We start from the raw sequence: 21,636 nt of genomic DNA, 5'->3' as shown, positions 1-21,636 counted from the left end.
CATCACATTGGCCGCACGGCCACGAGGATTTCCAGCACGTCGCTTCACCGCCGTTTCCCTTGAAGGAGGCGACCCGAGGTAGTGGCTACGGAATTCCTCAACAAGAGGATTCAAGAGCTGAAGGATCGCGATTCGTCCGGTCCCGTAATTTCGCTCCGTTTGTCGTCCAAGGACGATCGCCTCGCAACGAAGATCGCCAAGGAGCTTGGTATCAGCAAGCAACAGCTCGCTAAGGCTGCGCTGCTCGCCACGCTTGATGGCTATCGGGAGTCGGGAGACGCATCGGAGTAACAGTCGTCGGGTGGCGCCCCGCCGGACCGAATGTAAACCGCATCGGTCTACAAAAAAGCGCCAGAAGGTCAATCATGGCCAAGAACCCTAGCGACAAACACAATCCGTCCTACGAAGGAAACGAGGGCCCCCCACAGCAGAACGAGCCTAAAAACCACGACGACCCCACCTTCGACCCGGCCCGAGAGCTCGGACGGCAGCTTGCGCGAGGCATTGCCTTCGCGGCCGGCAAGCAAGCCTACGACGAAGCAGCCCAAAAACACGTACATACGCTGATCGAGTGGATCCACTCCCTTTTCGCGTAGAGCATTGAAGCGCGACAAACCGTCAAAGCCGCTAGTTGCCACCCCAGCCGGCAACTAGCGGCTTTGCCATGCTCAGCCAGCAGGTCATGTGACGAGTGAGGTCCTGCGCGCCCCGATGACACACGAGGAGTGGGGAAAATTTCGCCGTCAGACATCCGGGGACATCGCGCGCGGAGCTTTCACCGCTAATCTTCACGATGTCAGCCGATTTGAGTCAACGCCCTCTTCATCTCGTGGGCCTGCATGACGCGTTCTAGCGACTCAGTCCATTCTTCCCGCGCTCTGAGCCTACTGCTGTCCCGGAGCGGGACTTCCGTGCCTTGGCTGCATCCTTGCCCATGGTGACGGCTGCGATAGGGTGGCTGCCCTCGCTGCGGGCAGCGGCGAGGCGGCCGCGTATCTGGGCTTCATTCGCGCCGGTGTTTGCCAGGGACTCAGCGAACTTCTCGTGGTGGGCGGCTGAACCGTAGTCGGCGACCGAGACGGTTTCTGCCTTCAGCCCCTGGTCTCTAAGCGGGCTGCTGTCGTTGCCGGTGACGCGGTTTTCTATCTCGCGGCCGAGTCCTTCCATGCGAACGAAGAGTTCCTTTTCGGCTTGTTCGTACCGTTGCTCCACGGGCTTCCGCCCGGAGCCTTTGAACCCGCCCTCGGCCAGGAGTTTGGCTTCGTGCATTTCCTTGGCGGCTTTGACGAACCCGGGGTCCTCGAAGTGGGAGTCGGCGGCGCCGTTGACGATCGCGGTGGTCTCTTTCCGAAGCTGGTCGATGTCGGGGCCGTTGATCCCGTCCTTGCCGATGAGGAACATGCGTTCCTGCACGGTGGCGTCCGCGGCCTCCACTGCCGTGGGGGTCTTCGCGCTGTGGGCGGTCTGCAGCGCCCGGGTCAGCTCGGGGTTGGCCAGATATTCTGCGGGCACGTGGTGGCGTTCCATTTCCGGGGCGAGTGTCTCGGCTTGAGCGCGGAGTTCTTCGGCGCGGGCAGCGGCGAGCAGCTGCATGGCTTTCCCGTGTTCGGCGGCGGCTTCGCGGGTCTTTTCCTGGCTTTGGGCCAGTTCGTCCTGCCGGGCCTTCCCGGTGGTGATGGTCTGGATCCCTGATTCCAGATAGGCGGTGTCCGTGCCGACGTCGTGGGTGTCGATGCCGTAGCGAGTGAGGACTTCCTGCCGGATTTTCGCCGAGGCTGCTAGGGCGGCGGGGTCGTGGTGCTTCCACCCTTCCGCGGCGGCGTGTGCCGTGGCGATGTCGCTGGGCTGTGCCTTGTCCCACCACTGGTCCTTCTCCACGGGTGCCAGCGCTGCGTGCGCGGCGCTGCGTTCGGCAGCGAGGCGGGCCTGGGCTTCGTGCGCTGTCTGGGCGTCCTGGTGTTCGATCTGGCGCTGGCTCTCCTGGCGTCGGCGGGCCAGGGTCTCGGCAATGCGTGATGCGATCATCAGCGACTGCCGCAGGCCGCCGTCCAGGACGTCATCCATTCCGTCTGATTCACTCATCGTGTCCCCCTTGCAGTTGGTGGTGGTCTATCGGTCCAGGCCCGGACCGGCGTCGCGCCGGCTGGGCTGGTAGGTCTTCGCCGGCGTCGCCGGTGTTGGCGTTGTGGGCAGTACTGACCCGGGACGGATGGGGACCATGCCGCGCCGGGCGATATCGATCGCCCGCGGCGCAGCCTCAAGTGCCGGCTGCCCGGCACCGACCAGAACCGGCTTGGGCATGGTGCCGGTGAACGGGGCGAGCCGCTCCTCGACCACGGACCGGATGCGCTGGGCCTCACGGGTCCGTCCCGACTGGGCGTGCATCTCATACACGGCGAAGGCGGTGTTGATCAGCTGCACCATAAGTGCCGTTTGGGCGGCCGTCTTGTTCTTGCTCGACGCGGCCATGAACAACATGGCCGTCCCGGCAATCGATGGGAGAGCGACAGGTTTACTGTGCTGCCGTGGTGCGCGCAACTGGGCGGTGCGGGACAGTTCAGCGGCGGTGGCCGCCAGCGGACCGGGGGTCGGTTCAAGCCGGTAGGACCATGCCGCGAACGCGCCGGAGACGTCCCGTGCAGCCTTCGCCCAGGTCGCGTGATCATCCCGTGGAATGGTGCGCAGCTGGTCGGCCAGGGCGGCCGCGTTGCGGGTGTATTCCACCCACATTTCTGCCGGCGGTGTTGAGTTCTCGGGGCCGGTCCTGGAGACCGTGCGCTTGTTGCGGGCGGCCGCGTTCCATTCCGCTGCGGCGTCCGTTGCCAGCTGCGGGGTGTCTGGCCATTCTTCCCGGAGGGCACCGAGTTTCAGGTCGGAGGCTAGGGTCCCGCCGCCGAACCAGATAGGACGTTCGCCCCGGGTGGGGCGTTCGGCCACGGAGTAGCCGACCACGACGTCGGTGGTGTTCTTCGCGTAGCGCGGACGCACGAGCAGGCCGGTGTCGCGGGCCCGGCGGACGAACTCCGCTTCGGTCCCGGAGGCGCTGGCGCTGGCGCGCACTTTCCTTGCCAGGGATGAGCGGTGCATCTCGCGGTCGTCCCGGCTCGCGGTGGCCTTCTCGGCACGGTCATAGCCGCGGGTGGCGTGCACCGTGGAGAGTTCTTCCAGCCCGTACTTGACCTCCAGCTCGCGGCAGGTTTCCTGTGCGCGCTTGTAGTCACCGTGGGTGGAGGCTTTGGTGCCGTCTTCGCGGACCAGGGACACGGCGATGTGGATGTGGTGGTTGCCGTTCTCGGACGTGCCGTGGTTGATCGCGGCCCAGCGGCACTGGGCTTTGCCGCCCGCTTCGGTGAAGCCCATGGCGTCGACAAAGTCGTTGGCAATGTCGCCCCACTGCTGATCCGTCAGCGGCCCCTCTTCGGCGCGGAGGCTCAGCGAGCAATGCCACACATCAGCCGGTTTGTGGCCGTTCTCCACACGCTGTTTCGATGCCGCATCCCAGCGGAAATCCTTCTGTACGATCTCGACGCCAAAAGACTTCCGGGGCTGGTCCAGGTGCTTCGCGATCGCCACGGCATCATCGCGGTCCAGGACGCCGTCGTCGTACCAGGCCATGATCGCCGCATCACCGGCCACCAGGTGCGGATCGGTGTGGGAGTTCTTCGTCTTGTCAGCATCGGTCGATGCCAGATACAGCAGCAGCCCGGACATCCTGGAACCGCGGGTGATGTTGGGAATCATCGGCTACATCAGCCCCTCAATGGTCCGGTCAATCCGCATGGCGACCTCGCGCACATAGGCCAGCGCCGCCTTTGCATCCCGCGGGAATTCATCGCCGGCGTTCGCGTGACGGGCGATCTGGTTCACGTTGTTCGAAACCCGCGCCAGGAGCGTGTGCAGGGCCATCAGTTCCGCCATCGCCGCCCTGCGCTCGGTAGGTGTCTCAGACGACTCCGTCAATGCCGAAGTGATCAGCAGGTTCGGGACAGTAACTTTCTCCCGCGCGGCGCGCGCAACCAGCGCGGCCTCTTCCCCAGCAGTGACCCATACTTCGCGGCGCTTCTTCGTCCCCGCCGGCGAATTCTCGCGGCGGCGTTTGGACAGGCGCGGACGGGACTCATTCTGCTCAGTCAAGCACTCCCCCATCCTTCAAAGCCCAGCGCAGCGACCCCGAAGCCGGGGACCACACCAACGAGTGTGCCAAGCAAACCGCCGAAGGCGCGGGAGCGACACGCCATTTACACCCGTGTAAATGTATAGCTTGCTCCGCCGCTTCTCCGGATCATTGTCTCCGCGGCGGTTCGTCCCGTGGACTCGGGGATGTGGTGGTTAGGGTGGAGGCATGGCGAACCTCGACATTGAAAAGACACGTAACCAGGCCCGCGCGCTGCTCGACTCGCGCATCGAATCCGTCACGCAGCTGGTCAAGGCCCGGCAGCGGGTCGCTGACCTCAAGGAACAACTCGCGGATGCTGAACGCGACGACAAGCGCTCATACGTCCGGGCCACCAAGGACGGGTGGAGCACCGAGGAGCTGAAGAAGCTTGGACTCGAACCAGGGGCCGTCTCACGCCGGCGAAAAACCTCCGCGTCACAGACCGCAGGTCAGGCGTCCGCTCCCCCGCACGGTGACATCCTGGACACCGCGCCCACACAGTCCTAAGGAGCGGCGGGGCCCTTCCCCATGGTCCAAGACGGTGCGCCCGGCACACCCCACGTCAGGGCCGGCTTTCTTCAGCCAAGGACCACAAAGAACACCCGCAAGCGGGTGCACCGCACCCACTGATTGGCCGTCACCTTTGGGTGGCGGCCAATCCGCGTTGTCTTGCCTCGACGTGTTCCCTGCTGCCCCGAAAGGGAGGTCGGGCGGATTCAGGTTGGCGGGTCGAGGAGTTCGGGTCCGTTGTTGCGGACGCTGTTCACCCGGTCCGTGACGACCCGCGGTGTCAGGACCGGTTCGGGCATGGCGTCCAACATGTGCTGCACATCGTTCTTTCCGGTGGTGCCGGGGTTGAGCCAGGCCCCGTACATTTCCGGCGGGACGATGACCGGGGCGCGGTCGTGGACGTGGCCGAGGGAATCGTGGGCCGTCGTGGTCAGCACGGTGCAGCTGAGCAGCCACCGATGCGGGTCATCCTCCGGCAGGGACGGGTCGGGCCAGAATTCGTAGAGTCCCGCAAATGCGAGCAGGTCATTCTTCTCGGAATAGAAGTAGTGCGGGATCTTCTTCCCGTCCTCGGTTTTCTCCCACTCGTAATATCCCTCGGCCGGGATCAGGGCGCGCCGCGTGATGGCTGCTTTGCGGAACGAGGGCTTGTCCAGGATGGATTCGCTGCGCGCATTGATGAGCTTAGAGCCGATCTTGATGTCCTTGGCCCAGGACGGCACGAGACCCCAGCGGGCAATCAGGAGTCGGCGCTCCACGGAGTCCTCATCAAGCTTCTCGGTGATGATGGGGACGTCCTGCGTGGGCGCTACATTCCAGCTCGGCGGGGGCGGGCTGCCCTCGACTTCCTTGGCCTCGAAGTGACTCAGGAGATCACCGGTCGCCTTTGACATCACGTATCTGCCGCACATGGTTTCATTCTGCCCCAGCACCGGGTCCAGGGAACCCCAGGCGGGTCAGTCCTCGGTGGTGGTTTCCTCGGGGACCTGCCCGGCCGCGATCCGGTGCGCGGTCTTCTCGTACGCGGCGTCGATGTAGGCCAGCAGGTCATCTTCCCGGACCCGCCAGACGTTCCGGCCGCCGAACTGCGCGGCCCGCAGTTCCCCGCTGCGCACCAGCGCATACACCAAAGGCGTGTTGACGTTCAGGACCTCCTTCACCTGGTCCAGCGTCAGCATCCTGGGCAGCGCCGGACCAGCCGCCGGCGTCGGCGGCGCGTCGGTGTCCTCGGTCCGTCTTGCCATCATCAGGTTCCCTCGTTCCGGTGTTGCAGTTCATCTTTGGTGCGTTGTCCGCGGCGCAGGCCGCCCGCGGGGACAGGGGCCCACGCCCGGCCGGCGTTGTGGCGGCGCTGCAGCCGCTTCACCTCCCGCATCGTGGCCCGCACGATGAAGTCCGACACGCTCGCGTCGCCCTCCAGGTGGCCGGCTGCCAGGAACGCCGCACGGACCTGCCCGGCCTCATCCTCTGTGAAATAGGGCGTGAATGCCGCGATCTTCTTCATCCCGTTGATCTTCCCTCACGCAGTGCCCGGCTCATGAATGCTTGCTTCCGGCGTGGCTCCTGAGGGCCGGTATAGAGAACGAGCCGAAGGGCCAGAAGACCGGCAAGAACACACCTGCTAACGCCAGCACGACATCGGGCCAGCCGAACCCCTTCTCCGAAGGCCGGGATGCGCGCCATCTAGAGGGCCTCAGTCGCGGGGGCCGGGACGTCGATGTTGCCGGTGGGATTGGCTGCGAGGCCGAACCACGCATCGTCGTCCCCGTAGTCCCGGGGGGACAGGCTGAACCTGTCCGGCGGGTGCTCCTCGTCCTGCTCCGGGCCGGGACCGCTGCGCGTGACCTCGGCGGCGGCGTGGTGCAGGGACGGGCCGATGTCCTCGACGTCGAGCTCGACGACGGTGCGTTCCTCCCCTGTCTTGGTCGTGTAGGACCGGGGCTTGAGGGTTCCGGTGGCGATCACGCGCATGCCCTTGGTCAGGGATGCGACGGCGTGTTCGGCAATGCCCCGCCATGCCGTGGCGGGCTGGAAGAGGGTGTCCCCGTCGGCCCACTTGCCGGTGGCGGCGTCGAAGGTCCTCGGAGTGGAGGCGATGGTGAAGCGGGCGAGGGCCGTCCCGGACCCGGTGGACCGCAGCTCAGGGTCGGCGGTGAGGTTGCCGATAACGGTCAGGCCGGTTCCGACGCTCATGTGAGAGCGCCTTGCCGCACGGCGGCTTCGATCTCGATGACCCGGGCGATCTTGGCCGGATTCAGCCCGGACCAGTGGTCTTCGCTGCTCTCCTTGTCGTAGACCACGACGGGCACCTGGGAGTAGCCGAGCTCTTCGGTGATGTACTCGAAGGCGGCCTGGTTGGTGGTCACGTCGACCTCGGTGAAGGCGATGCCGGCGTCAGTGAACTTCTGCTTGGTCTTGGTGCAGCCGAAGCATCCGGCGGCCTTGGTGTAGATGGTGAGGGTCACTTCAGCACCTGGTTTCGTATCTCGATAAGTTTCGTCCGTCTGGCTGACCTGCTACATCCCATTATAGCAATCATTCAACTGAATGAATAGCCGCAATTCGTTGATTTCTAGGCATTTTTGCATCACTTTTTGGCAAGACTCACGACGGCGGGGACCGTCATCTCCGGGCGGTCACTGTCGATTTCAGAAGCTGACTGCACTTATGTCAGAAGTCCTCTGCACTTCGCCTGGTTAGAGGGCCAAATCCGCCATTGTCAGAAGCTGGCTGCCTGCTCAACCTAGACGGTACGACTGAGCGATCAGCAACCGGCGGGATAAGTTTGGTGACTATGGCACTCACTTCGGCGCAGCGGTCTGCGCAACGGTCACTTGTTGGTCTCATTCGGGCTGGTAGCGCCGTCGTCAGTCGTAAAGAGGGACTGAGCATCTGGCGTGCGCGAGGTAGCGAGGAATGGCAGGTCAGCGTGGACGAGATTACGAATCATCTTGACGTTCTAGAAGTGCCTTACTCAGTTGCTGTTGTCCTGCGTCCAACGCACGGCAAACGACCCCGACAGGCAGGCTTCTCTGTCCAGGTGGAGTGGGATCGGCTTGACTCCCTGGTGCGTTGGGTTCCTTCACTTCGTGTGCTTATGGATTCCGTTGAAGAGAGCCCTGGGGGCACCGAGTAGAAAGCAGCGTTCAGTTCATGCCAATCGATAAAAATGGCAGAGGGGCACAGCTTCGTGAATATCTGAACGATGCCCGCGAAGCAATCTTGTGGAAATGTGAGGGCTTGAGTGATGCCCAGGCACGTACTCCCCTGACTCCGACAGGCACCCATGTCATGGGCTTACTGCTCCACCTGGCCGTCACCGAACCCCAGTACTTCATTTCGTGTCTTGGACGGGAAATTGAGAACCCCGTTATCCGGGACGTTATCGAAGCCGAGGACACTCAGGCAGCCTTCCTCCCGCCGCCGAATATGACGCTGGTCGATGCGGTTAAGATCTATCGGGAGACAAACGTCGCATCCGATGCAGTGCTCGACGAATGGAGCTGGATTCACCGGCCGTGGTGCAGTGGTGGATAAAGCATCGGCACACTACGGTGGAACGCCTTCTGGTGCATATGATCGCCGAGTCTCACCGTCATGCCGGACACCTGGACATCGTGCGCGAGCAGTTAGACGGTTTCATCGGTTTGCGCCCATCCGCGCCGAACATTCCAGACCTCACGCCCGAGCAGTGGGAAGGGCAGCGTCTGCGGATGAAAGAGCTAGCCGACGGGGCTTAGGGCATCGTCGGTCATTTTGAGCTATCCGGCCGGGCGCCGCTACCTGCGAGAAAGAAAGCGACACGGTTCCCTCGGTTTCGAGACCTGTCTGTGCATTTGTGAATAGCAGTACCGAGCGAAAGAGAACTTGTGCATAGGAGTGCCGGACACCCCGCGGTCACGAGCCGCCTGCACAAACCCTGGAATTCAGCGGAAGTTTGTGCAGTCAGCTTCTGAAAACGACAGTCACTGTCAGATTCCGAAGTCATCTGCACAGCGGAAGAGCCGGCCGCACAAGAGCCACTTGGGGGACGTCGCTGACTCCTGGCGATGTGGGTTCGTCCACGCCCCGCGCCGGCACACGGCTCACATGCAGAGGCACCCGAGTGATCGAACTGCTCAGGTGCCTCGTTTCGGGGATTTCAGAGGTTTCGGATTCGCTTCCACCGATCGGTGATCGTCGGAGTCATCCAGTAATACATGCCTGAGCGCGCCGGCTTGAAGCTGGCCCCCGAGTCGGCCATAATCGGCCACCAGCCCGTCCCGTAGTGCTTCCGAAAGTGGGGGGTGAGCTTGGTGAACGTGGCCTTGACGCGACCCGCTGAGTGCCCAGTCTCCTCCACGAGACTCTCCTGGTTGTACTCGTGCGTGCCGCGAGGGTCGCGTGCGATGACGTCCATGATGTCGGTAAGGACTTGGGTGGTGATCGTGTCACCCTGAGCGAGGCGTGCCAGTTGCTCTTCCGTCCACACATCGTCTTTAGCATCGGACCGTTCGGACCCACCCTCGTGGAGAGGCGTTTCTGGGGCGGACGCGGACGAAGCGGCGCTGCGAGCTCGCGATCGCTCGGCAAGCAGCTGGTACACCGCATCGAGGTCCTCGGCGGGAACCGGTACAGGGTAAATTTCACTGGGAGACATTTGCTGATCCTTTCGGAGACTCTAATTTGTGTCTCCAGACTAGCTAATGCCGCCTACCAATGCAATAGCACAGTCTGGAGACGCATTAGCCTGTCTCCGTCTAAACTCTGGAGGTAAGGTACGGCCTCCGATCCACCTTCGTGCCGGTGCGACATTTTTCCAGTAGCCTCGGCGTCTCCGTGCCGACGCTCTACCGGTGGGTTCCGGCCGCAGGCACTGCTGAAGCTTCAAAGCAGTGGTTCCTGCCCAGTCAGCGGAGAGCTGCGGTGAACCATCGGCTTCCGGACGCCAGGCAGAGCAGGTGCCTAACCCCCGAAAGATTCCGCCTCCGGTGCGGTTCCTCACTGGCGACGGCACGCCCCGGTTAGAGTGTTGCCATGACGCTGGGGGACGCGGCCGCCGAGCCGCTCGTACACATCAAAGACTTCCGGATGGACTTCGGGGATACGACGGTCATCAAGGACCTCTCCTTCGATGTCCGGGCGGGGGAAACCTTCGGGTTCCTGGGCAGCAACGGGTCCGGGAAAACCACGACCCTCCGGGCGCTGTTGGGCATCTACCAGCCGACCGCCGGGATCCTCCACATAGGCGGCAAACCCTTCGCCCCGCAGGACGGGGCCCGGCTCGGGTACCTGCCGGAGGAGCGCGGCCTGTACAAGAAAGAGTCCGTCCTGGATGTGATGGTCTACTTCGGCCGGCTCAAGGGCCTGGACAAGAGCCGGGCCAGGGCCTGGTCCCGGGACTACCTGGAACGGGTCGACCTGGCCGATAAGGCCACCACCCGGCTGGATAAGCTCTCCGGCGGCCAGCAGCAGAAAATCCAGCTCGGTGTGACCATCATGAACGACCCCGAACTGCTAATCCTGGACGAACCGACCAAGGGCTTCGACCCGGTCAATCGGCGCCTGCTCATGGACATCATCGAAGACCAGAAACTCGCCGGCGCGACCGTCATCATGGTCACCCACCAGATGGAAGAAGTCGAACGGCTCTGCGACCGGGTGATCCTGCTCAAGGACGGGACCGCCCGCGCGTACGGCACCGTCTCCGAGGTCCAGGAACAATTCGGCGGCACCGTCTACCGGCTCACCTACAGCGGAACCCTGCCTTCTTCGGCCCTGTATGACATCGCCAGTGCCGGCAGCGGGCACGCCGAACTCTCCCCCAACCCCGGCGCGGACGAAGCCGCCGTCCTGCGCGCACTCGTCGGCCACGGCGTGGCCGTGAAGTCCTTCACCACCGCCCGGACGTCCCTGGACGAGGTCTTCATCAAGGTCTACGGCGAAACCCACGACATGGCGGAGGCATAGACCGATGACACAGAAAACATCCACGCAGCTCCCCTCCCCCGCCCCGGCGCAGTCCACCCCGCCGCCCACGCCGAAGCGCCCCTTCGCCGGCCACAACCTCGGCACCGTCGTCGGGTTCGAATTCACCCGCACCGTGAAGAAACGCCGCTTCTGGATCGCCACCCTGGCCATCCCGGTAGTGATGGCGATCGTCTTCGCGCTCATCTACCTCAGCAACTCCTCCACCGCGGCCAGCGCCGACGCCCAGAAGACCGCGGCCATGTCCTTCACCTACACCGATGCCTCCGGACTCATCACCCCGGCGATCGCTACCGCCATGGGCGGCCGGGAAGCCGGCGATCCGGACAAGGCGCTGCAGGACGTCAAAGACGGGGCAACCGACGCCTACTTCGCCTACCCCGCCGACATCGCCACCCAGCCGGTCAAGGTCTACGGGCAGGACCAGGGGATCTTCGACAACGGCAAGTACGACGCCGTCGCCAAACAGCTCCTCACCGCCTCGGCCCAGGCCACGATCGGCTCCCCGCAACTGATGGCCGCGGCCAGCGGCGACGTCAAGACCGAATCCCAGACCTTCAAGGACGGCCAGTCAGCCGGCGGCTTCGGCTCCGCGGTCCCGCCGCTGCTGTTCCTGCTGATCTTCTACGTCTCGATCATTCTGCTCTCCAACCAGATGCTCAACAGCACCCTGGAAGAGAAAGAAAACCGGGTCACCGAAATGATCCTCACCACCCTGAACCCGACCACCCTGATCATCGGCAAGGTCATCGCCCTGTTCATGGTCGGCCTTCTCCAGATCCTGGTCTTCCTCACCCCCATCGCCGTCGGCTACGCCTTCTTCCGCGACAAACTCGCCATGCCCGACCTGGACCTGTCGACCCTGAGCTTCGAACCCGGCACCATGATCGTCGGGGCGCTGCTGCTGCTGGGCGGCTTTACCGTCTTTACCGGTGTCCTGGTCGCGATCGGCGCGGTCATGCCCACCGCCAAAGACGCCGGCACGATCTTCGGGCCCCTGATGGCGCTGATCTTCGTCCCCTTCTACGCCATGACCCTCATCATCTCCGACCCGAACGCACCCATCGTGCAGATCTTCACCTACTTCCCGCTCTCCGCCCCCGTAACAGCCCTGCTCCGCAACGGCTTCGGAACCCTCTCACCCGTCGAGGCAACCATCGTCATCGCCGAACTCTTCATCATCGGGTTTCTCATCCTCCGCCTTGCCGTGCACCTCTTCCGCTACGGATCCATCCAATACTCCAGCAAACTCTCCATCGCCGGCACGTTCCGCAAACGCAGCACACCCGCCGGTAAATGACCCCGCCCCGCCGGCACACGGCTGTCGAGCTAGGCGCGGGAGGCACCTGCGGCTGACTCTGTGGCCGACACACATGGCTCACCCGTCAAAATCCCTGCAGCTCACGTTTTCGTCGAACTTGAACCACGAGCCGGAAGGGCAGATTAAAGCAGATCGTCATGAAATATATAGGGGGTGGGCCATGACTGAGCCCGAGATTGACACTGTGAAAGTGGAACCAAACGTGCCAGCTGATTATCAAATCAGGATCAAGGATTGCAACAGTATTGGCGAGGCGAATATCTCCCTTCGCCGGTCATCTCTAAACATCAAGTACGGCCCCAACGGCCTCGGCAAGAGCACGATCGCTCGAGCGCTCACTCTACGTACCGAGGGCGGAAACCTGGATGAACTGACCCCCTTCAAGTACCGGGCAAAAGCCGACGGCCCACGACCGGTCGTAGAAGGCGCTGAAGAGATAAACAGCGTGCTGACTTTCAACGATGCTTACGTATCGCAGTTTGTGTTCCAGCCTGACGAGGTACTCAAAAACAGCTTCGAGATTTTCATCAACACAGACGACTACAAGCAGGGACTCGAAAAGATCGAGTCCATGTTCCAGTCTCTGAAGGAGACGTTTGCGCAGCAGACAGAGTTCAACGAAGCTCTGATCAGCTTCACTGAGCTGCGTGATGCTTTCAACGTTACAAAGACAGGTGTCGTCGCAAAGACCAGCCGAGGATTCAAAGCCCTGGGAGTTGGCGGCAAGCTCAAGAACATTCCTGCGCCGCTACAGGGCTACACAGGTTTTCTGCAAAGCAGTGATCCAGCGGGTTGGATCACCTGGCAATCGAAGGGGAAGGCGTTCCTCGACCTCTCCGAAAACTGCCCGTTCTGCTCGGTCCAGAGTGTGGACAAGGCCACTGCAACCCAGGTATCTGCGGAATACGAGTCCGCCGCGGTCAAGAACATGAGTGCGCTGCGGAACGCCATAGATAAGCTCGGCCGCTACTTTGAGCCCGGCTACCTAAAGCAGCTAGAAGCCTTGACGACATCCCTCACTGAAATCACGCCGGAGGAGGGCCTCTTCCTTGCCACTTTGCGAGGGCAGGTGGAGACGCTCCTCCTAAAGCTTTCCGCGCTGCAAGGACTGTCGTTTCATGCCCTGCGAGACGAAAAAGATGTGGGAGCCGTCCTAAAAGACCTCAAGGTCGATCTGTCCCTACTGCATGCACTCAATTCGGACGCAACTACGTTGGTCGTAGACCTGATAAACGCGAAGCTTGACGAAGTTGCGATCCAGATCATCGATGTTCGACGCAGCATTTCAGACCAGAAGAGGAGGGTTTCGAACCTAATTCAGGTCAATCAAGCATCGATAAATGAGTTCCTCAGTTCCGCGGGCTATCAGTACTCTGTCCGGATTGAGGCCACTGGGGATTCATATCGCATGCTCCTGGAACACAAGGACGCTCCCGGACATCTCGAGTCTGCGTCGAGTCATTTGAGCTATGGCGAGAAGAACGCCTTTGCACTCGTGTTGTTCATGCATCATGTAAATCGGGAGCAACCGGACCTGGTTGTGCTGGACGATCCGATCTCCAGCTTCGATAAGACGAAGAAGTTCGCAATCCTCCACCAGCTGTTCCACGGTAAGAACAGTCTCCGCGATGTAACATCGCTTCTTCTTACTCACGATATCGAACCGGCCGTAGACATCGTGCTGACCGGAACGTCGGGTCAGTTCACGGCGGCAGATCCTGCTGTGCACTTCCTTAGCGGCCGGGCAGGTCTGGTGAGCGAGAAGCCCATCGAGGCCAACGACATCAATACGTTCTCCCAGGTATGCGACTCCAATATTTCGTCAGCCAGCGATGATGCCATCAAGTGCATCTACCTGCGACGCCGGTTCGAGGTGCACGGTTCCCGCGGCGGTGAGTACGACCTCCTGTCGAGCCTGCTTCATCTGCGGGAGGTCCCGACACAAAAGACGGGAACCCAGCAGACGCCACTCACAAAAACAGGCATCCTCGAAGCAACCGAGGCCGTCAAAGAGCACATCCCCAGCTTTGACTACGCGCGGATCCTTTCGGAGCTCAAGGACGCCGTTGCCCTGAAGGCCAAGTTTGACGCTACGGACGTGGGCTATGAAAAGGTGCAACTCTTTAGAATCATGTCCGAGCTAAACCCCATCGCATTGAAGGGGGACAAAGTCTTTACGAAGTTCGTCAACGAGACCTATCACATCGAAAACGAGTATGTGATGCAGCTCAATCCAAGAGACTTCGACGCTGTTCCGGAGTACGTCATCGCTGCGTGCACCGCGCTTGTGAACGGCGCGTTTGCGGAGAACGGGGATTCGGAGGACGAGGACGAGGCTGCGGCCTAACTGACGCGCCGCGGTTCACGATCCCGACCACGCCACACTCCTGATGTAATGCGGAAGGGCCGGCACATATGTGCCGGCCCTTCCTGTTTCCCTCTGCAAAGGAAATCTGTGGTTCAGCTTAGCTGAATGGGTTGTGGTGCTGCCGCGGCCTGGTACCTCGTTGTTCCTAGTCGCGCGGGTGGTGGAGTGCCGGCCGCGTTGTCGCGGTTAATGGCGGTCCGGCGCTGGTGAGTGGCTGCTGTGGTTCGCCCTGGGCGGCGGACCGCCCCACTTCTGGAAGGTTCCTGGCCCTTGCTGGGGTGAGTGGCTGCTGTGGTTCGCCCTGGGCGGCGGACCGCCCCACTTCTGGAAGGTTCCTGGCCCTTGCTGGGGTGAGTGGGCCGGGCGGCTGCCTCTGGGGTACAGCCGCCCGGCGCACTGTCCGGTTACTCGGTGTCGGTGGTGTGCTTGTCGAGGATGATTTTCTCGACGGCGCTGGCGGTGTAGCCCCAGGCGGTGAGCTGGTTCAGGTAGTGGAAGTGCCGCTTCTCGGCGGACCGCCATGAGTCCTTCTGGATGGTCTTTTCATACCCGGCGCAGATCAGGGCGATGAGGGAGAACTCGGGCCGGGCTGTGGTCTTAGCGGTGTGGTCCCGGAGCGGGTTCCAGCCCCACCGGTCGGTGTCCTCGCCGGTCTTGGCACCGATCATCTCGGTGGCGACCTTGCCGTCGTAGCCGCTGGCGGCTTCGGGGTCGTGGGTGATGGCGTGGACGGTGAAGTACTGCCAGCCCTTCGGCGCGGTCTTCCGCGACAGCAGGGTCTTCACGAACTCGCGCCTGACCTTCGTGGCGCTTTCCATCTCGCGGTTATTGGCGATCAGGGTCTTCCGCTCGGCTTTCTGTTCCTCGGTCATCGGGCCTTTCTGGGCATGTGTGCCGCCGTCGTAGCGTTCGTACTTCGGGGTGAAGCCCAGGTCCTTCCAGCCGGTGATGACGGGGTTGGCGTTATGTTGGCCCCGGTAGTCGGTGCTGATCAGGTAGGCGTTGGCGTCCTCGTCGGTGGCCGGTTCCCCGTCGGCCCGCTTCGCGGCCGAGACGTACAGGTTCTCTTCGTTGGAGTAGTGCCCGGCGTCCGCGACGACGGTCTTGCCCTGCGCCTCGAACTCGGCGATTAGTGCGGCGAGGGCGGCGGCGCGGTCGCGGCGGTCCCGCAGGAGCTGCGCGACGTGCAGGAGCTGGTCGGGTTCGTCCGCGATCACGGACTCTAATTCCGCCGTGGCGTCCTGGTCCCCTTCAAATTCGGCCATGATGAGCGCTTCATCGATGGTGTATCCCTTGCCCAGGGCGGCGGCTCCGGCGCTCGAGGACTTGGCCTTCAGCGCCCCTTCCACGGTGGTCTTGGTCCGCCCGGTCTTCTTGGCGATCGCGGCGGCTGACACACCGATCAGGGACAGCTGGTGGTAGGCGTCGGCCTCGTCCGCTTCGGTCAGTTCGGCGCGCTGGATGTTCTCCACGACCTGCGTCACGATCCGTTCGGCTTCCTCGGGGGACTCGATGATCATCACCGGAATCAGGGGCCGGGCGGCTTCCACGGCGGCCCGGGTGCGGCGCTGTCCCATCAGGACATGCACGGTCCCGTCGTCCCTGCGGTGGGCGATGACGGGTTCCATCACGCCGTGCTCTTTGATGCTGGCAATGAAATCGGCGGTCAGGGCGGCGTCTTTGCGGACGTTGATGTCCACGGTCAGGGTGGCCGGGTCGAGCATTTCGAGGGTGGGTGCGGTGTTCATGGTGTTGCTCCTTTTGCAGAGGATTCCGGTGGGTGGGGCGGCTGTGGTGACCGGCCAGCTTCCCCTCTCCCCCGACGCTTCTATGTCTGTCAAGCGGCGGCTGGAGACGGGTGCGGGCGCGGACCAAGAAGTTTCGCCGGTGAGGGGGGCGGCTCGTGGTGACCGGCCAGCGTCCCCTCTCCCCCCGTTGTTTTGGCTGCTGGCGAAGCTTGCGGAGCTGTGGCCGACGGAGGCCTGTCTACCCAAAAGGGCAAGGGCCGGGAAATTCCCGGAGGAAATCAGCGACGAAGGAGCGCCGCAGGGACATTTCGTGCGCCGCAGGCCCCGACGAAGGAGGGGCTAGACGGGCCGGAGCGGACACGTACAATCCGTCAGGACAGCAGCCAAAACAGAAAAAAGGCTTCTACAGCCCGAGCGGAGCGAGGCCCTTTTCAGCGGTTAAAAGGGAGGAGGCCGGCCCGTTGGGGCCGGCCTCCGTTTTTCCCTCAGCAAAAGGAAACTCAGTGCTGCAGCGTCATTGCTGCGGAAATTTACAGGCCCAGCGGGGATTTCTCCCAGGAGATATCAACGATGGGGGCGCCTGGCTGCGGCATGGTCAACATCGAGAGCTCGAGAACGTCCTGGGCATGGGTGGCATCGGCGGGTGCGGCGTCGTCGTCCGTGAGGATGAAGTCGTGGCTCAAGGTTGTGCTCCGTGGCGTGAGTGGGGTCCGTTGCCTCCTCACTGTAGCCCGGCGGCAGTCCTTTGCCTCGCTCGTGGGTGCTGCGCCCGCGTCAGCGTTGATCGGCGGCCGGAGGAGCGCCAGCGGGGGAGGCCGCCACCGCGCGGGGGCCGAACCGTTACCGGTCCGGCCCCGTTTGTTCCTAGCGGTGCCTCTTATAAGCGGTGGCTGCGTCCTGCGCGACCGGGGCGATGGTTCCCCGGTTTACCAGCTGTTCCATCAGTTCAGCGAGCCGGTAGCCGGGTGTATCCGCGATCGCGAGGGCGAAATGGTCTCCGGCCACGGAGGAGTGGCCTTTGAGGTACGCCAGCCAGCCGATCAGGGTCAGCAACGGTGCACGATAGCCTTCCGGGGCCGCGTCGATCAGGAGCCGCGCCTTTTCCTGTGCCCGGTCGACCCGGTTCCAGTCCGGCGTGATTCCCTGCCCGATCAGCAGGTTTCCGCTCCCCTCCGCGTCGGGACGTTCCGGATCAATCACGTTGCAGAACATCACGTCGCGCAGGTCAGGGCGCTGAAAGCATGCCAGCAGCTCCACCGCCGTGGTGGGGTCGGTCCAGCCGTCCCGGGTCAGGGCATCGGCCCACAGTGTCCGGCCGGTTTGCAGCTCTCCGGCGAATACTCCGGGAAAGGCCTCCCGGATCTGCTCGGCGGCGTCCGCGGGACCGGTATACGGCCGGTAGGTGGTGCCGGGTTCCTTTTGGTAGCTGCTCCCCCGGAAGATCAGTTCTGCGTTCAGTTGCCCGTCGGTGATGGATTCCAGCGGTTCGGGCAGGCAGCACCCGTCGTCGCTGTCGCACAGCAGGTTCTGCCAGTGCGACGGGGTGACCAGCCAGGCGTCTTTCAGCGGGGTGCCTGCGGTCTCCAGTTCCTGAATCACAGCCTCGACGTGGTCGTGGAACGGCCGCTGCGCCCCAGCGTCCGGGGAATCGTCCGTGTAGATGGCCAGCAGGACCGCGGTGGCCTGTTCGTCTACCGCGAGGTAGTCCACCATGGTCCGTGCGAAACTGACAGGATCCCCGAACAGGGGTGCGTCGACGCGCAGTGTGGCGCCGAGGGTGTTCTCGCGCAGAGTCAGGAACACAAAGGATTCCCGCGGCACGAACCCGAGCGTGTGCGGGATGAACCCGAGGATGTCGGCGGGGCTGGAGATGCGGATTGCGGCGTTCATGGTTGATGTCCTTTGCTGAGGATTCCGGTGGGCGGGGGCGGTTCAGGTGACCGGCCAGCTCCCCTCTCCCCCCGTTGTTTTGGCTGCTGGCGAAGCTTGCGAGCTGTGGCCGACGGAGGCCTGTCTACCCGCAGGGCAAGGGCCGGGAAATTCCCGGAGGAAATCAGCGACGAAGGAGCGCCGCAGGGACATTTCGTGCGCCGCAGGCCCCGACGAAGGAGGGGCTAGACGGGCCGGAGCGGACACGTACAATCCGACAGGACAGCAGCCAAAACGTCGTAGACAGAACAGGGCCAGAGGCGGCGGAGCCCTGCGGAGCCGGCACTGGACCCCACAGCCGACCGCGCCAGCGGACGCCCTTTCCTGGGTGAGCCCTGCGAACCCTTCATCAGCACCCCGAGTCTTCTTACGGCATCCCCGACTCCGTCGGCCGCGCACCCTGGTCCCCGGCACTGAGTGCGCGAATGGCGGTCCGCCGCCGCCAACCCACCGCCCAAGCCGGCCACGACGGCGGACCGCCACCGGTGACCGCCCCGGCAACGGGACGGCCACCTAAAGGGACTACCCGGCGAGGAGTTCGGCCAGTTCGGCAGCATCCGACACCAGCACCGCCGCGCCGTCCTTCAGCAGCCGGTGGCATCCTGCCGAGTTGGCGCTGTGCACGCTCCCGGGAACGGCCGCGACATGCCGGGCAATGGTCTCGGCGTGGTGGGCGGTGTTCAGCGCCCCTGAACGCCAGCGGGCTTCCACGACACAGGTCACGCCTGCGAGGGCTGCGATGATGCGGTTTCTCTGCAGGAACCTGTGCCGGGTCGGGGCGGAACCGGGCGGGAGCTCGGAGAGGGTCAGGCCGTTGCCGCGGATCGCGGCCGCGAGGTCAGCGTTTCCGGACGGGTAGTCCCGGTCAAGGCCTCCGGCCAGTACCGCGAGGGTTGCCGGTCCTTCTCCTTGGCTTCCGGCCAACGCGGCCCGGTGCGCGTGCGCATCGATGCCGTAGGCCAGCCCCGAGATCACGCAGATTCCGCGTTGCGCCAGCCCGTAGGCCATATCCCCTGTCACGGAGGCACCGTAGCTGGTCGAGTCCCGGGAACCGGTCAGGGCCACACACTTCGAAGGCGCCGGGATGCCGTTGTCGATGTTACCCCGGTACCAAAGCCCGTACGGGGCGTCGGGCAGATCGTCCAAGCCTTCCGGCCAGTGTTCATCTCCGGGGATGAGGAACCCGCCGCCCAGGCGTTCGATGGTGACCAGGTCCTTCTCCGGGTCGATTTCCGGAACCCGTGGAGCCCACCGCTTGAGGGCCTCTGACAGTTCTTCCGCCATGGCCTCCGGAAAGGTGTGTACGGGCTGCGCGCCGGTGGCAAGCCTCAACGCGGCGTACGCGCCGAGCCTGCCCACGAGGGCCCGACCGACACGGTCGCCGGGTTCGAAGAGTCGGGTCAGTGCTGCGCGTGCAATGCGATCGTTCATGGTTTCTCTCGTCCTTTGCTGAGGATCCGGTGGGTGGGGCGGCTTTGGTGACCGGCCAGCGTTCCCTCTCCCCCGGTTGTTTTTGCCTGCTGGCGGAGCAGCGCGTAGCTGTGCCCGACGGAGCCGGGGCAACCCGCAGGGCAAGCAGCCGTTGGGTTGTGGGAGGAAATAAGCGAAGCGCCGACACAAGGCATCGGCTGCGCAGCCGTCCGCAGGACGGTTGAGCCGGTGGAGCGGGCACGTACGATCCGGAGGACAGCAGCAAAAACAGAAAAAGCGCTTCTACAGCCCGAGCGCAGCGAGGTCCGTGCAGTAGACCTGGGCGCTAGCTGGGCGAGGGCCGGAAACCAGTGTCTTCAGGCAGCGCGTGGTTTCCGCTCTACTTTGTGGTGCTCTCGCGTGCAGAACGGACTGTAGACGTTGCGCGGCTCCAGCCAACGAGACGCGCGGCGTCCTCGGCGGTGCGTCCCTTGACGCGGGCGTCCAGGGAATCGCGGTCTTTTTACAGCCTAAGTGGCACTCTTAACAGGGGGCGCCGCATCGGTCTTCACGTGATGCGCCTTTGGAGCTCGCGGTACACCGTCGTCCGTGACACTCCGAACAGTTCGGCCAGTTCGGCCTGCGTGTGCTCGCCGGCGTCATGCAGTGTCAGGAGATGCTTCCGCTGCGTCTTGGACAATTTTGGTTGCTTGCCTTTCAGCCGTCCCTTGGCCTTTGCGACCGCCATGCCCTCGCGGGTGCGCGCCCGGATCAGATCCGCTTCGAACTCGGCCACCATTCCCAGGATGTTGAACAGCAGCCGGCCTACCGGGTCGGTCGGGTCGTGACTGTTGCCGCCGAGACTAAGCACAACCCCTTTGGCCGTGAGCTCATCGGCAATGTCCCGGGCATCGGAAAGGGAGCGGGCCAGCCGGTCGAGCTTGGTCACCACGAGGGTACCGCCGGTTCGGCAGGCCGCCATCGCTTCACGGAGTCCAGGGCGAAGACGGTTAGCCCCTGTAAGTCCGTGATCGACGAAGATCTGTTGCTCTTCAACACCCAGGGCAAGGAGGGCGTTTCGTTGAGCGGTTAAATCCTGATCGTTCGTTGAGACGCGGGCATAGCCGATCTTCATTCCAGTCATGAGGACCATGGTTGCAGTAATCCCCCCGTCACCGTGCATATCACCGTGCGGGTCCTACGTACATGCCTGGGCCAGCAGCTGCGCGGTACGCGTCGGCGTACTCCGCCGGCACGATGATCGACCGGCTTACGGACGATGCTAAGTGGATGCCTAGGACCGCATTTGACCGAACAGGAGTGGGCGAACATCATGCCGTGGGCACGTTGACTGGTGGGGCTAGGCTTTGGACAATTCAGGAGAAGTTCCCCGGATGCACGGTTCGACAGCGACGAGCTGGCAAAGCGGGAGGCCAATTTCTGGACGACCCGAAAGAAGGACGGGCACGGATGCGACAACAAGACCTGAGTCCCGCGCCTAGGGGATGGGTTGAGAAGCTGCAAGACGCCAATGTTCCCAGCTACCTCTTGATCGTAATTCTTGTGTCGCTGTTTTCACCTCTAGAGGAATCGATAGGATTTTGGCCCGCCTTGGCTACCGTCTTTCTGGCAGGTTTCGCGGCACTACAGCTAGTTGAAGTGCTCTTACAGCCGATGAAGAGAAAACGGATTGCGCTGGACGCGGAGCAAGGACTCTTTGAATGCGCGCATCGTGAGGAAGGATCAGCGCTCAAGCGAAAATGGGCTTTAGGGTACGTGAAGGCAGAGCCAGGCAAAGTGCTATTTCAAGCGAAGACGGGCCTCACCGGTTCCGTGGCCGGTCCAGTCGAAATCTATTCAGAGCCACGGCTTGTGCGCGACGGGGTAAAAGCACCATGGACGGTTTTCCCGAAAGGAAGCGTCATTGTTCTGAGTACGAACAAGGGAAGCATTGAACTGGCTGCATCGGCATCCAGCCTGAACCTGCTCACCGAACGAGCCCTGAACTAGCTCGGTCCTGTCGAACTTGTCCATAGGATCATCTATTCCCGCTGGGCGTCGCGCCTGTGTCCGGTAAAGGATCGGTTTACGGGCGCGCTACTAGCCCTAGGTCAGATTCTTAGGCGTATCGACCCGGACGGCTAAAATGCTCAGCGCGCCGCTAAGCAGAACGCTGAGCGCAAGGACGCCAAGGCCGCAAGCAGCGGCTATTCCGAAGGCATCGGGT

At 63.2% G+C, this 21,636-nt stretch carries 21 protein-coding genes and 2 pseudogenes; 8 read left to right on the top strand and 15 right to left on the bottom strand.

The features are described 5' to 3' along the window. Positions 1-81: 81 nt before the first annotated feature. Both AC1DEM_RS08475 and AC1DEM_RS08470 read left to right on the top strand, forming a co-directional pair. The gene (locus AC1DEM_RS08475) at positions 82-291 is read left to right on the top strand and encodes a hypothetical protein (protein ID WP_476884056.1); all 210 of its coding nucleotides are present in this window, start codon (positions 82-84) and stop codon (positions 289-291) included. Between the two features lie 74 nt (positions 292-365). After that, complete coding sequence (locus AC1DEM_RS08470; protein ID WP_476884055.1) at positions 366-596, top strand: hypothetical protein; 231 nt, start codon at positions 366-368, stop codon at positions 594-596. 253 nt (positions 597-849) lie between these two features. Here AC1DEM_RS08470 and AC1DEM_RS08465 read toward each other — a convergent pair whose 3' ends face one another. Genes AC1DEM_RS08465 through AC1DEM_RS08455 form a run of 3 tightly spaced genes read right to left on the bottom strand, consistent with a single transcriptional unit; the run spans position 850 to position 4,134 of the window. Continuing rightward, on the bottom strand, positions 850-2,082 hold the full coding sequence (locus tag AC1DEM_RS08465) for a hypothetical protein (RefSeq protein WP_476884054.1): 1,233 nt from the start codon (positions 2,080-2,082) through the stop codon (positions 850-852). Positions 2,083-2,109: 27 nt separating this feature from the next. After that, positions 2,110-3,741, bottom strand: coding sequence for a relaxase/mobilization nuclease domain-containing protein (locus tag AC1DEM_RS08460; RefSeq protein ID WP_476884053.1), 1,632 nt, complete (start codon positions 3,739-3,741; stop codon positions 2,110-2,112). Between the two features lie 3 nt (positions 3,742-3,744). Beyond that, positions 3,745-4,134: a MobC family plasmid mobilization relaxosome protein gene (locus tag AC1DEM_RS08455; RefSeq protein ID WP_476884052.1), complete on the bottom strand. Its 390-nt coding sequence runs from the start codon at positions 4,132-4,134 to the stop codon at positions 3,745-3,747. 208 nt (positions 4,135-4,342) lie between these two features. Here AC1DEM_RS08455 and AC1DEM_RS08450 point away from each other — a divergent pair, with 208 nt between their 5' ends. Continuing rightward, on the top strand, positions 4,343-4,663 hold the full coding sequence (locus tag AC1DEM_RS08450) for a hypothetical protein (protein ID WP_476884051.1): 321 nt from the start codon (positions 4,343-4,345) through the stop codon (positions 4,661-4,663). 209 nt (positions 4,664-4,872) lie between these two features. Here AC1DEM_RS08450 and AC1DEM_RS08445 read toward each other — a convergent pair whose 3' ends face one another. The 5 genes from AC1DEM_RS08445 to AC1DEM_RS08425 form a co-directional block, all read right to left on the bottom strand. Beyond that, entirely contained in the window at positions 4,873-5,577 is a 705-nt protein-coding gene (locus tag AC1DEM_RS08445) for an SOS response-associated peptidase (protein ID WP_476884050.1), read from the bottom strand. Positions 5,578-5,622: 45 nt separating this feature from the next. Beyond that, positions 5,623-5,913 (bottom strand): helix-turn-helix domain-containing protein, encoded by a 291-nt coding sequence (locus AC1DEM_RS08440; RefSeq protein ID WP_476884049.1) that lies wholly within the window; start codon positions 5,911-5,913, stop codon positions 5,623-5,625. Then, positions 5,913-6,170: a ParB family protein gene (locus AC1DEM_RS08435; protein ID WP_028278114.1), complete on the bottom strand. Its 258-nt coding sequence runs from the start codon at positions 6,168-6,170 to the stop codon at positions 5,913-5,915. Before AC1DEM_RS08435 ends, AC1DEM_RS08440 begins: the two co-directional genes overlap by 1 nt. A 179-nt stretch (positions 6,171-6,349) precedes the next feature. Next, the gene (ssb, locus tag AC1DEM_RS08430; protein WP_476884048.1) at positions 6,350-6,859 is read right to left on the bottom strand and encodes a single-stranded DNA-binding protein; all 510 of its coding nucleotides are present in this window, start codon (positions 6,857-6,859) and stop codon (positions 6,350-6,352) included. Continuing rightward, positions 6,856-7,131 (bottom strand): glutaredoxin family protein, encoded by a 276-nt coding sequence (locus AC1DEM_RS08425; protein ID WP_476884047.1) that lies wholly within the window; start codon positions 7,129-7,131, stop codon positions 6,856-6,858. The genes ssb and AC1DEM_RS08425 overlap by 4 nt, the downstream gene beginning before the upstream one ends. A 688-nt stretch (positions 7,132-7,819) precedes the next feature. On the opposite strand from AC1DEM_RS08425, the pseudogene AC1DEM_RS08420 reads away from it, so the two are divergent. Then, positions 7,820-8,406: pseudogene (locus tag AC1DEM_RS08420) on the top strand (DinB family protein). Between the two features lie 401 nt (positions 8,407-8,807). Here the strand turns inward: AC1DEM_RS08420 and AC1DEM_RS08415 are convergent. Continuing rightward, complete coding sequence (locus AC1DEM_RS08415) at positions 8,808-9,305, bottom strand: hypothetical protein (RefSeq protein ID WP_476884046.1); 498 nt, start codon at positions 9,303-9,305, stop codon at positions 8,808-8,810. A gap of 377 nt (positions 9,306-9,682) precedes the next feature. Between AC1DEM_RS08415 and AC1DEM_RS08410 the strand changes: the two genes are divergently transcribed. From AC1DEM_RS08410 to AC1DEM_RS08400, 3 genes are all read left to right on the top strand, one after another. Next, positions 9,683-10,615 carry an ABC transporter ATP-binding protein gene (locus tag AC1DEM_RS08410; protein ID WP_476884045.1) on the top strand — a complete coding sequence of 311 codons (933 nt, stop codon included), beginning with the start codon at positions 9,683-9,685 and terminating at the stop codon, positions 10,613-10,615. Positions 10,616-10,619: 4 nt separating this feature from the next. Further along, a complete protein-coding gene (locus AC1DEM_RS08405) occupies positions 10,620-11,933 on the top strand; it encodes an ABC transporter permease (RefSeq protein WP_476884044.1) in 1,314 nt (437 codons plus the stop codon). A gap of 181 nt (positions 11,934-12,114) precedes the next feature. Further along, positions 12,115-14,301, top strand: a complete 2,187-nt coding sequence (locus tag AC1DEM_RS08400) for an AAA family ATPase (protein WP_476884043.1) — start codon at positions 12,115-12,117, stop codon at positions 14,299-14,301. Between the two features lie 425 nt (positions 14,302-14,726). Here the strand turns inward: AC1DEM_RS08400 and AC1DEM_RS08395 are convergent, their stop codons facing one another. The 6 genes and pseudogenes from AC1DEM_RS08395 to AC1DEM_RS08370 form a co-directional block, all read right to left on the bottom strand. After that, the gene (locus AC1DEM_RS08395; protein WP_476884042.1) at positions 14,727-16,070 is read right to left on the bottom strand and encodes a ParB/RepB/Spo0J family partition protein; all 1,344 of its coding nucleotides are present in this window, start codon (positions 16,068-16,070) and stop codon (positions 14,727-14,729) included. 530 nt (positions 16,071-16,600) lie between these two features. Then, positions 16,601-16,753, bottom strand: coding sequence for a hypothetical protein (locus tag AC1DEM_RS08390; protein WP_476884041.1), 153 nt, complete (start codon positions 16,751-16,753; stop codon positions 16,601-16,603). A 181-nt stretch (positions 16,754-16,934) separates the two neighbouring features. Then, positions 16,935-17,960: a DUF4192 domain-containing protein gene (locus AC1DEM_RS08385; protein ID WP_476884040.1), complete on the bottom strand. Its 1,026-nt coding sequence runs from the start codon at positions 17,958-17,960 to the stop codon at positions 16,935-16,937. 561 nt (positions 17,961-18,521) lie between these two features. Continuing rightward, positions 18,522-19,430 carry a DNA-processing protein DprA gene (dprA, locus tag AC1DEM_RS08380; protein ID WP_476884039.1) on the bottom strand — a complete coding sequence of 303 codons (909 nt, stop codon included), beginning with the start codon at positions 19,428-19,430 and terminating at the stop codon, positions 18,522-18,524. A 379-nt stretch (positions 19,431-19,809) separates the two neighbouring features. Beyond that, positions 19,810-19,914 (bottom strand): annotated as a pseudogene (locus tag AC1DEM_RS08375) (recombinase family protein); the annotation flags it as partial. A gap of 63 nt (positions 19,915-19,977) precedes the next feature. Then, entirely contained in the window at positions 19,978-20,553 is a 576-nt protein-coding gene (locus tag AC1DEM_RS08370; protein WP_476884038.1) for a recombinase family protein, read from the bottom strand. Between the two features lie 326 nt (positions 20,554-20,879). On the opposite strand from AC1DEM_RS08370, the gene AC1DEM_RS08365 reads away from it, so the two are divergent. Next, positions 20,880-21,419 carry a hypothetical protein gene (locus AC1DEM_RS08365; protein WP_476884037.1) on the top strand — a complete coding sequence of 180 codons (540 nt, stop codon included), beginning with the start codon at positions 20,880-20,882 and terminating at the stop codon, positions 21,417-21,419. Positions 21,420-21,636 lie beyond the last annotated feature (217 nt).

Source organism: Arthrobacter sp. 05T420 (assembly GCF_056396305.1).
Note: the sequence above shows the minus strand (reverse complement) of the source record. Positions and strands in the feature narration are given on the sequence as shown.

Bases quoted from the DNA above. Each gene is read 5' to 3' on its own strand.
- AC1DEM_RS08470 (WP_476884055.1), top strand. From the start codon at position 366: ATGGCCAAGAACCCTAGCGACAAACACAATCCGTCCTACGAAGGAAAC.
- AC1DEM_RS08465 (WP_476884054.1), bottom strand. From the start codon at position 2,082: ATGAGTGAATCAGACGGAATGGATGACGTCCTGGACGGCGGCCTGCGG.
- AC1DEM_RS08460 (WP_476884053.1), bottom strand. From the start codon at position 3,741: ATGATTCCCAACATCACCCGCGGTTCCAGGATGTCCGGGCTGCTGCTG.
- AC1DEM_RS08450 (WP_476884051.1), top strand. From the start codon at position 4,343: ATGGCGAACCTCGACATTGAAAAGACACGTAACCAGGCCCGCGCGCTG.
- AC1DEM_RS08445 (WP_476884050.1), bottom strand. From the start codon at position 5,577: ATGTGCGGCAGATACGTGATGTCAAAGGCGACCGGTGATCTCCTGAGT.
- AC1DEM_RS08440 (WP_476884049.1), bottom strand. From the start codon at position 5,913: ATGATGGCAAGACGGACCGAGGACACCGACGCGCCGCCGACGCCGGCG.
- AC1DEM_RS08435 (WP_028278114.1), bottom strand. From the start codon at position 6,170: ATGAAGAAGATCGCGGCATTCACGCCCTATTTCACAGAGGATGAGGCC.
- ssb (WP_476884048.1), bottom strand. From the start codon at position 6,859: ATGAGCGTCGGAACCGGCCTGACCGTTATCGGCAACCTCACCGCCGAC.
- AC1DEM_RS08415 (WP_476884046.1), bottom strand. From the start codon at position 9,305: ATGTCTCCCAGTGAAATTTACCCTGTACCGGTTCCCGCCGAGGACCTC.
- AC1DEM_RS08410 (WP_476884045.1), top strand. From the start codon at position 9,683: ATGACGCTGGGGGACGCGGCCGCCGAGCCGCTCGTACACATCAAAGAC.
- AC1DEM_RS08405 (WP_476884044.1), top strand. From the start codon at position 10,620: ATGACACAGAAAACATCCACGCAGCTCCCCTCCCCCGCCCCGGCGCAG.
- AC1DEM_RS08400 (WP_476884043.1), top strand. From the start codon at position 12,115: ATGACTGAGCCCGAGATTGACACTGTGAAAGTGGAACCAAACGTGCCA.
- AC1DEM_RS08395 (WP_476884042.1), bottom strand. From the start codon at position 16,070: ATGAACACCGCACCCACCCTCGAAATGCTCGACCCGGCCACCCTGACC.
- AC1DEM_RS08385 (WP_476884040.1), bottom strand. From the start codon at position 17,960: ATGAACGCCGCAATCCGCATCTCCAGCCCCGCCGACATCCTCGGGTTC.
- dprA (WP_476884039.1), bottom strand. From the start codon at position 19,430: ATGAACGATCGCATTGCACGCGCAGCACTGACCCGACTCTTCGAACCC.
- AC1DEM_RS08370 (WP_476884038.1), bottom strand. From the start codon at position 20,553: ATGACTGGAATGAAGATCGGCTATGCCCGCGTCTCAACGAACGATCAG.
- AC1DEM_RS08365 (WP_476884037.1), top strand. From the start codon at position 20,880: ATGCGACAACAAGACCTGAGTCCCGCGCCTAGGGGATGGGTTGAGAAG.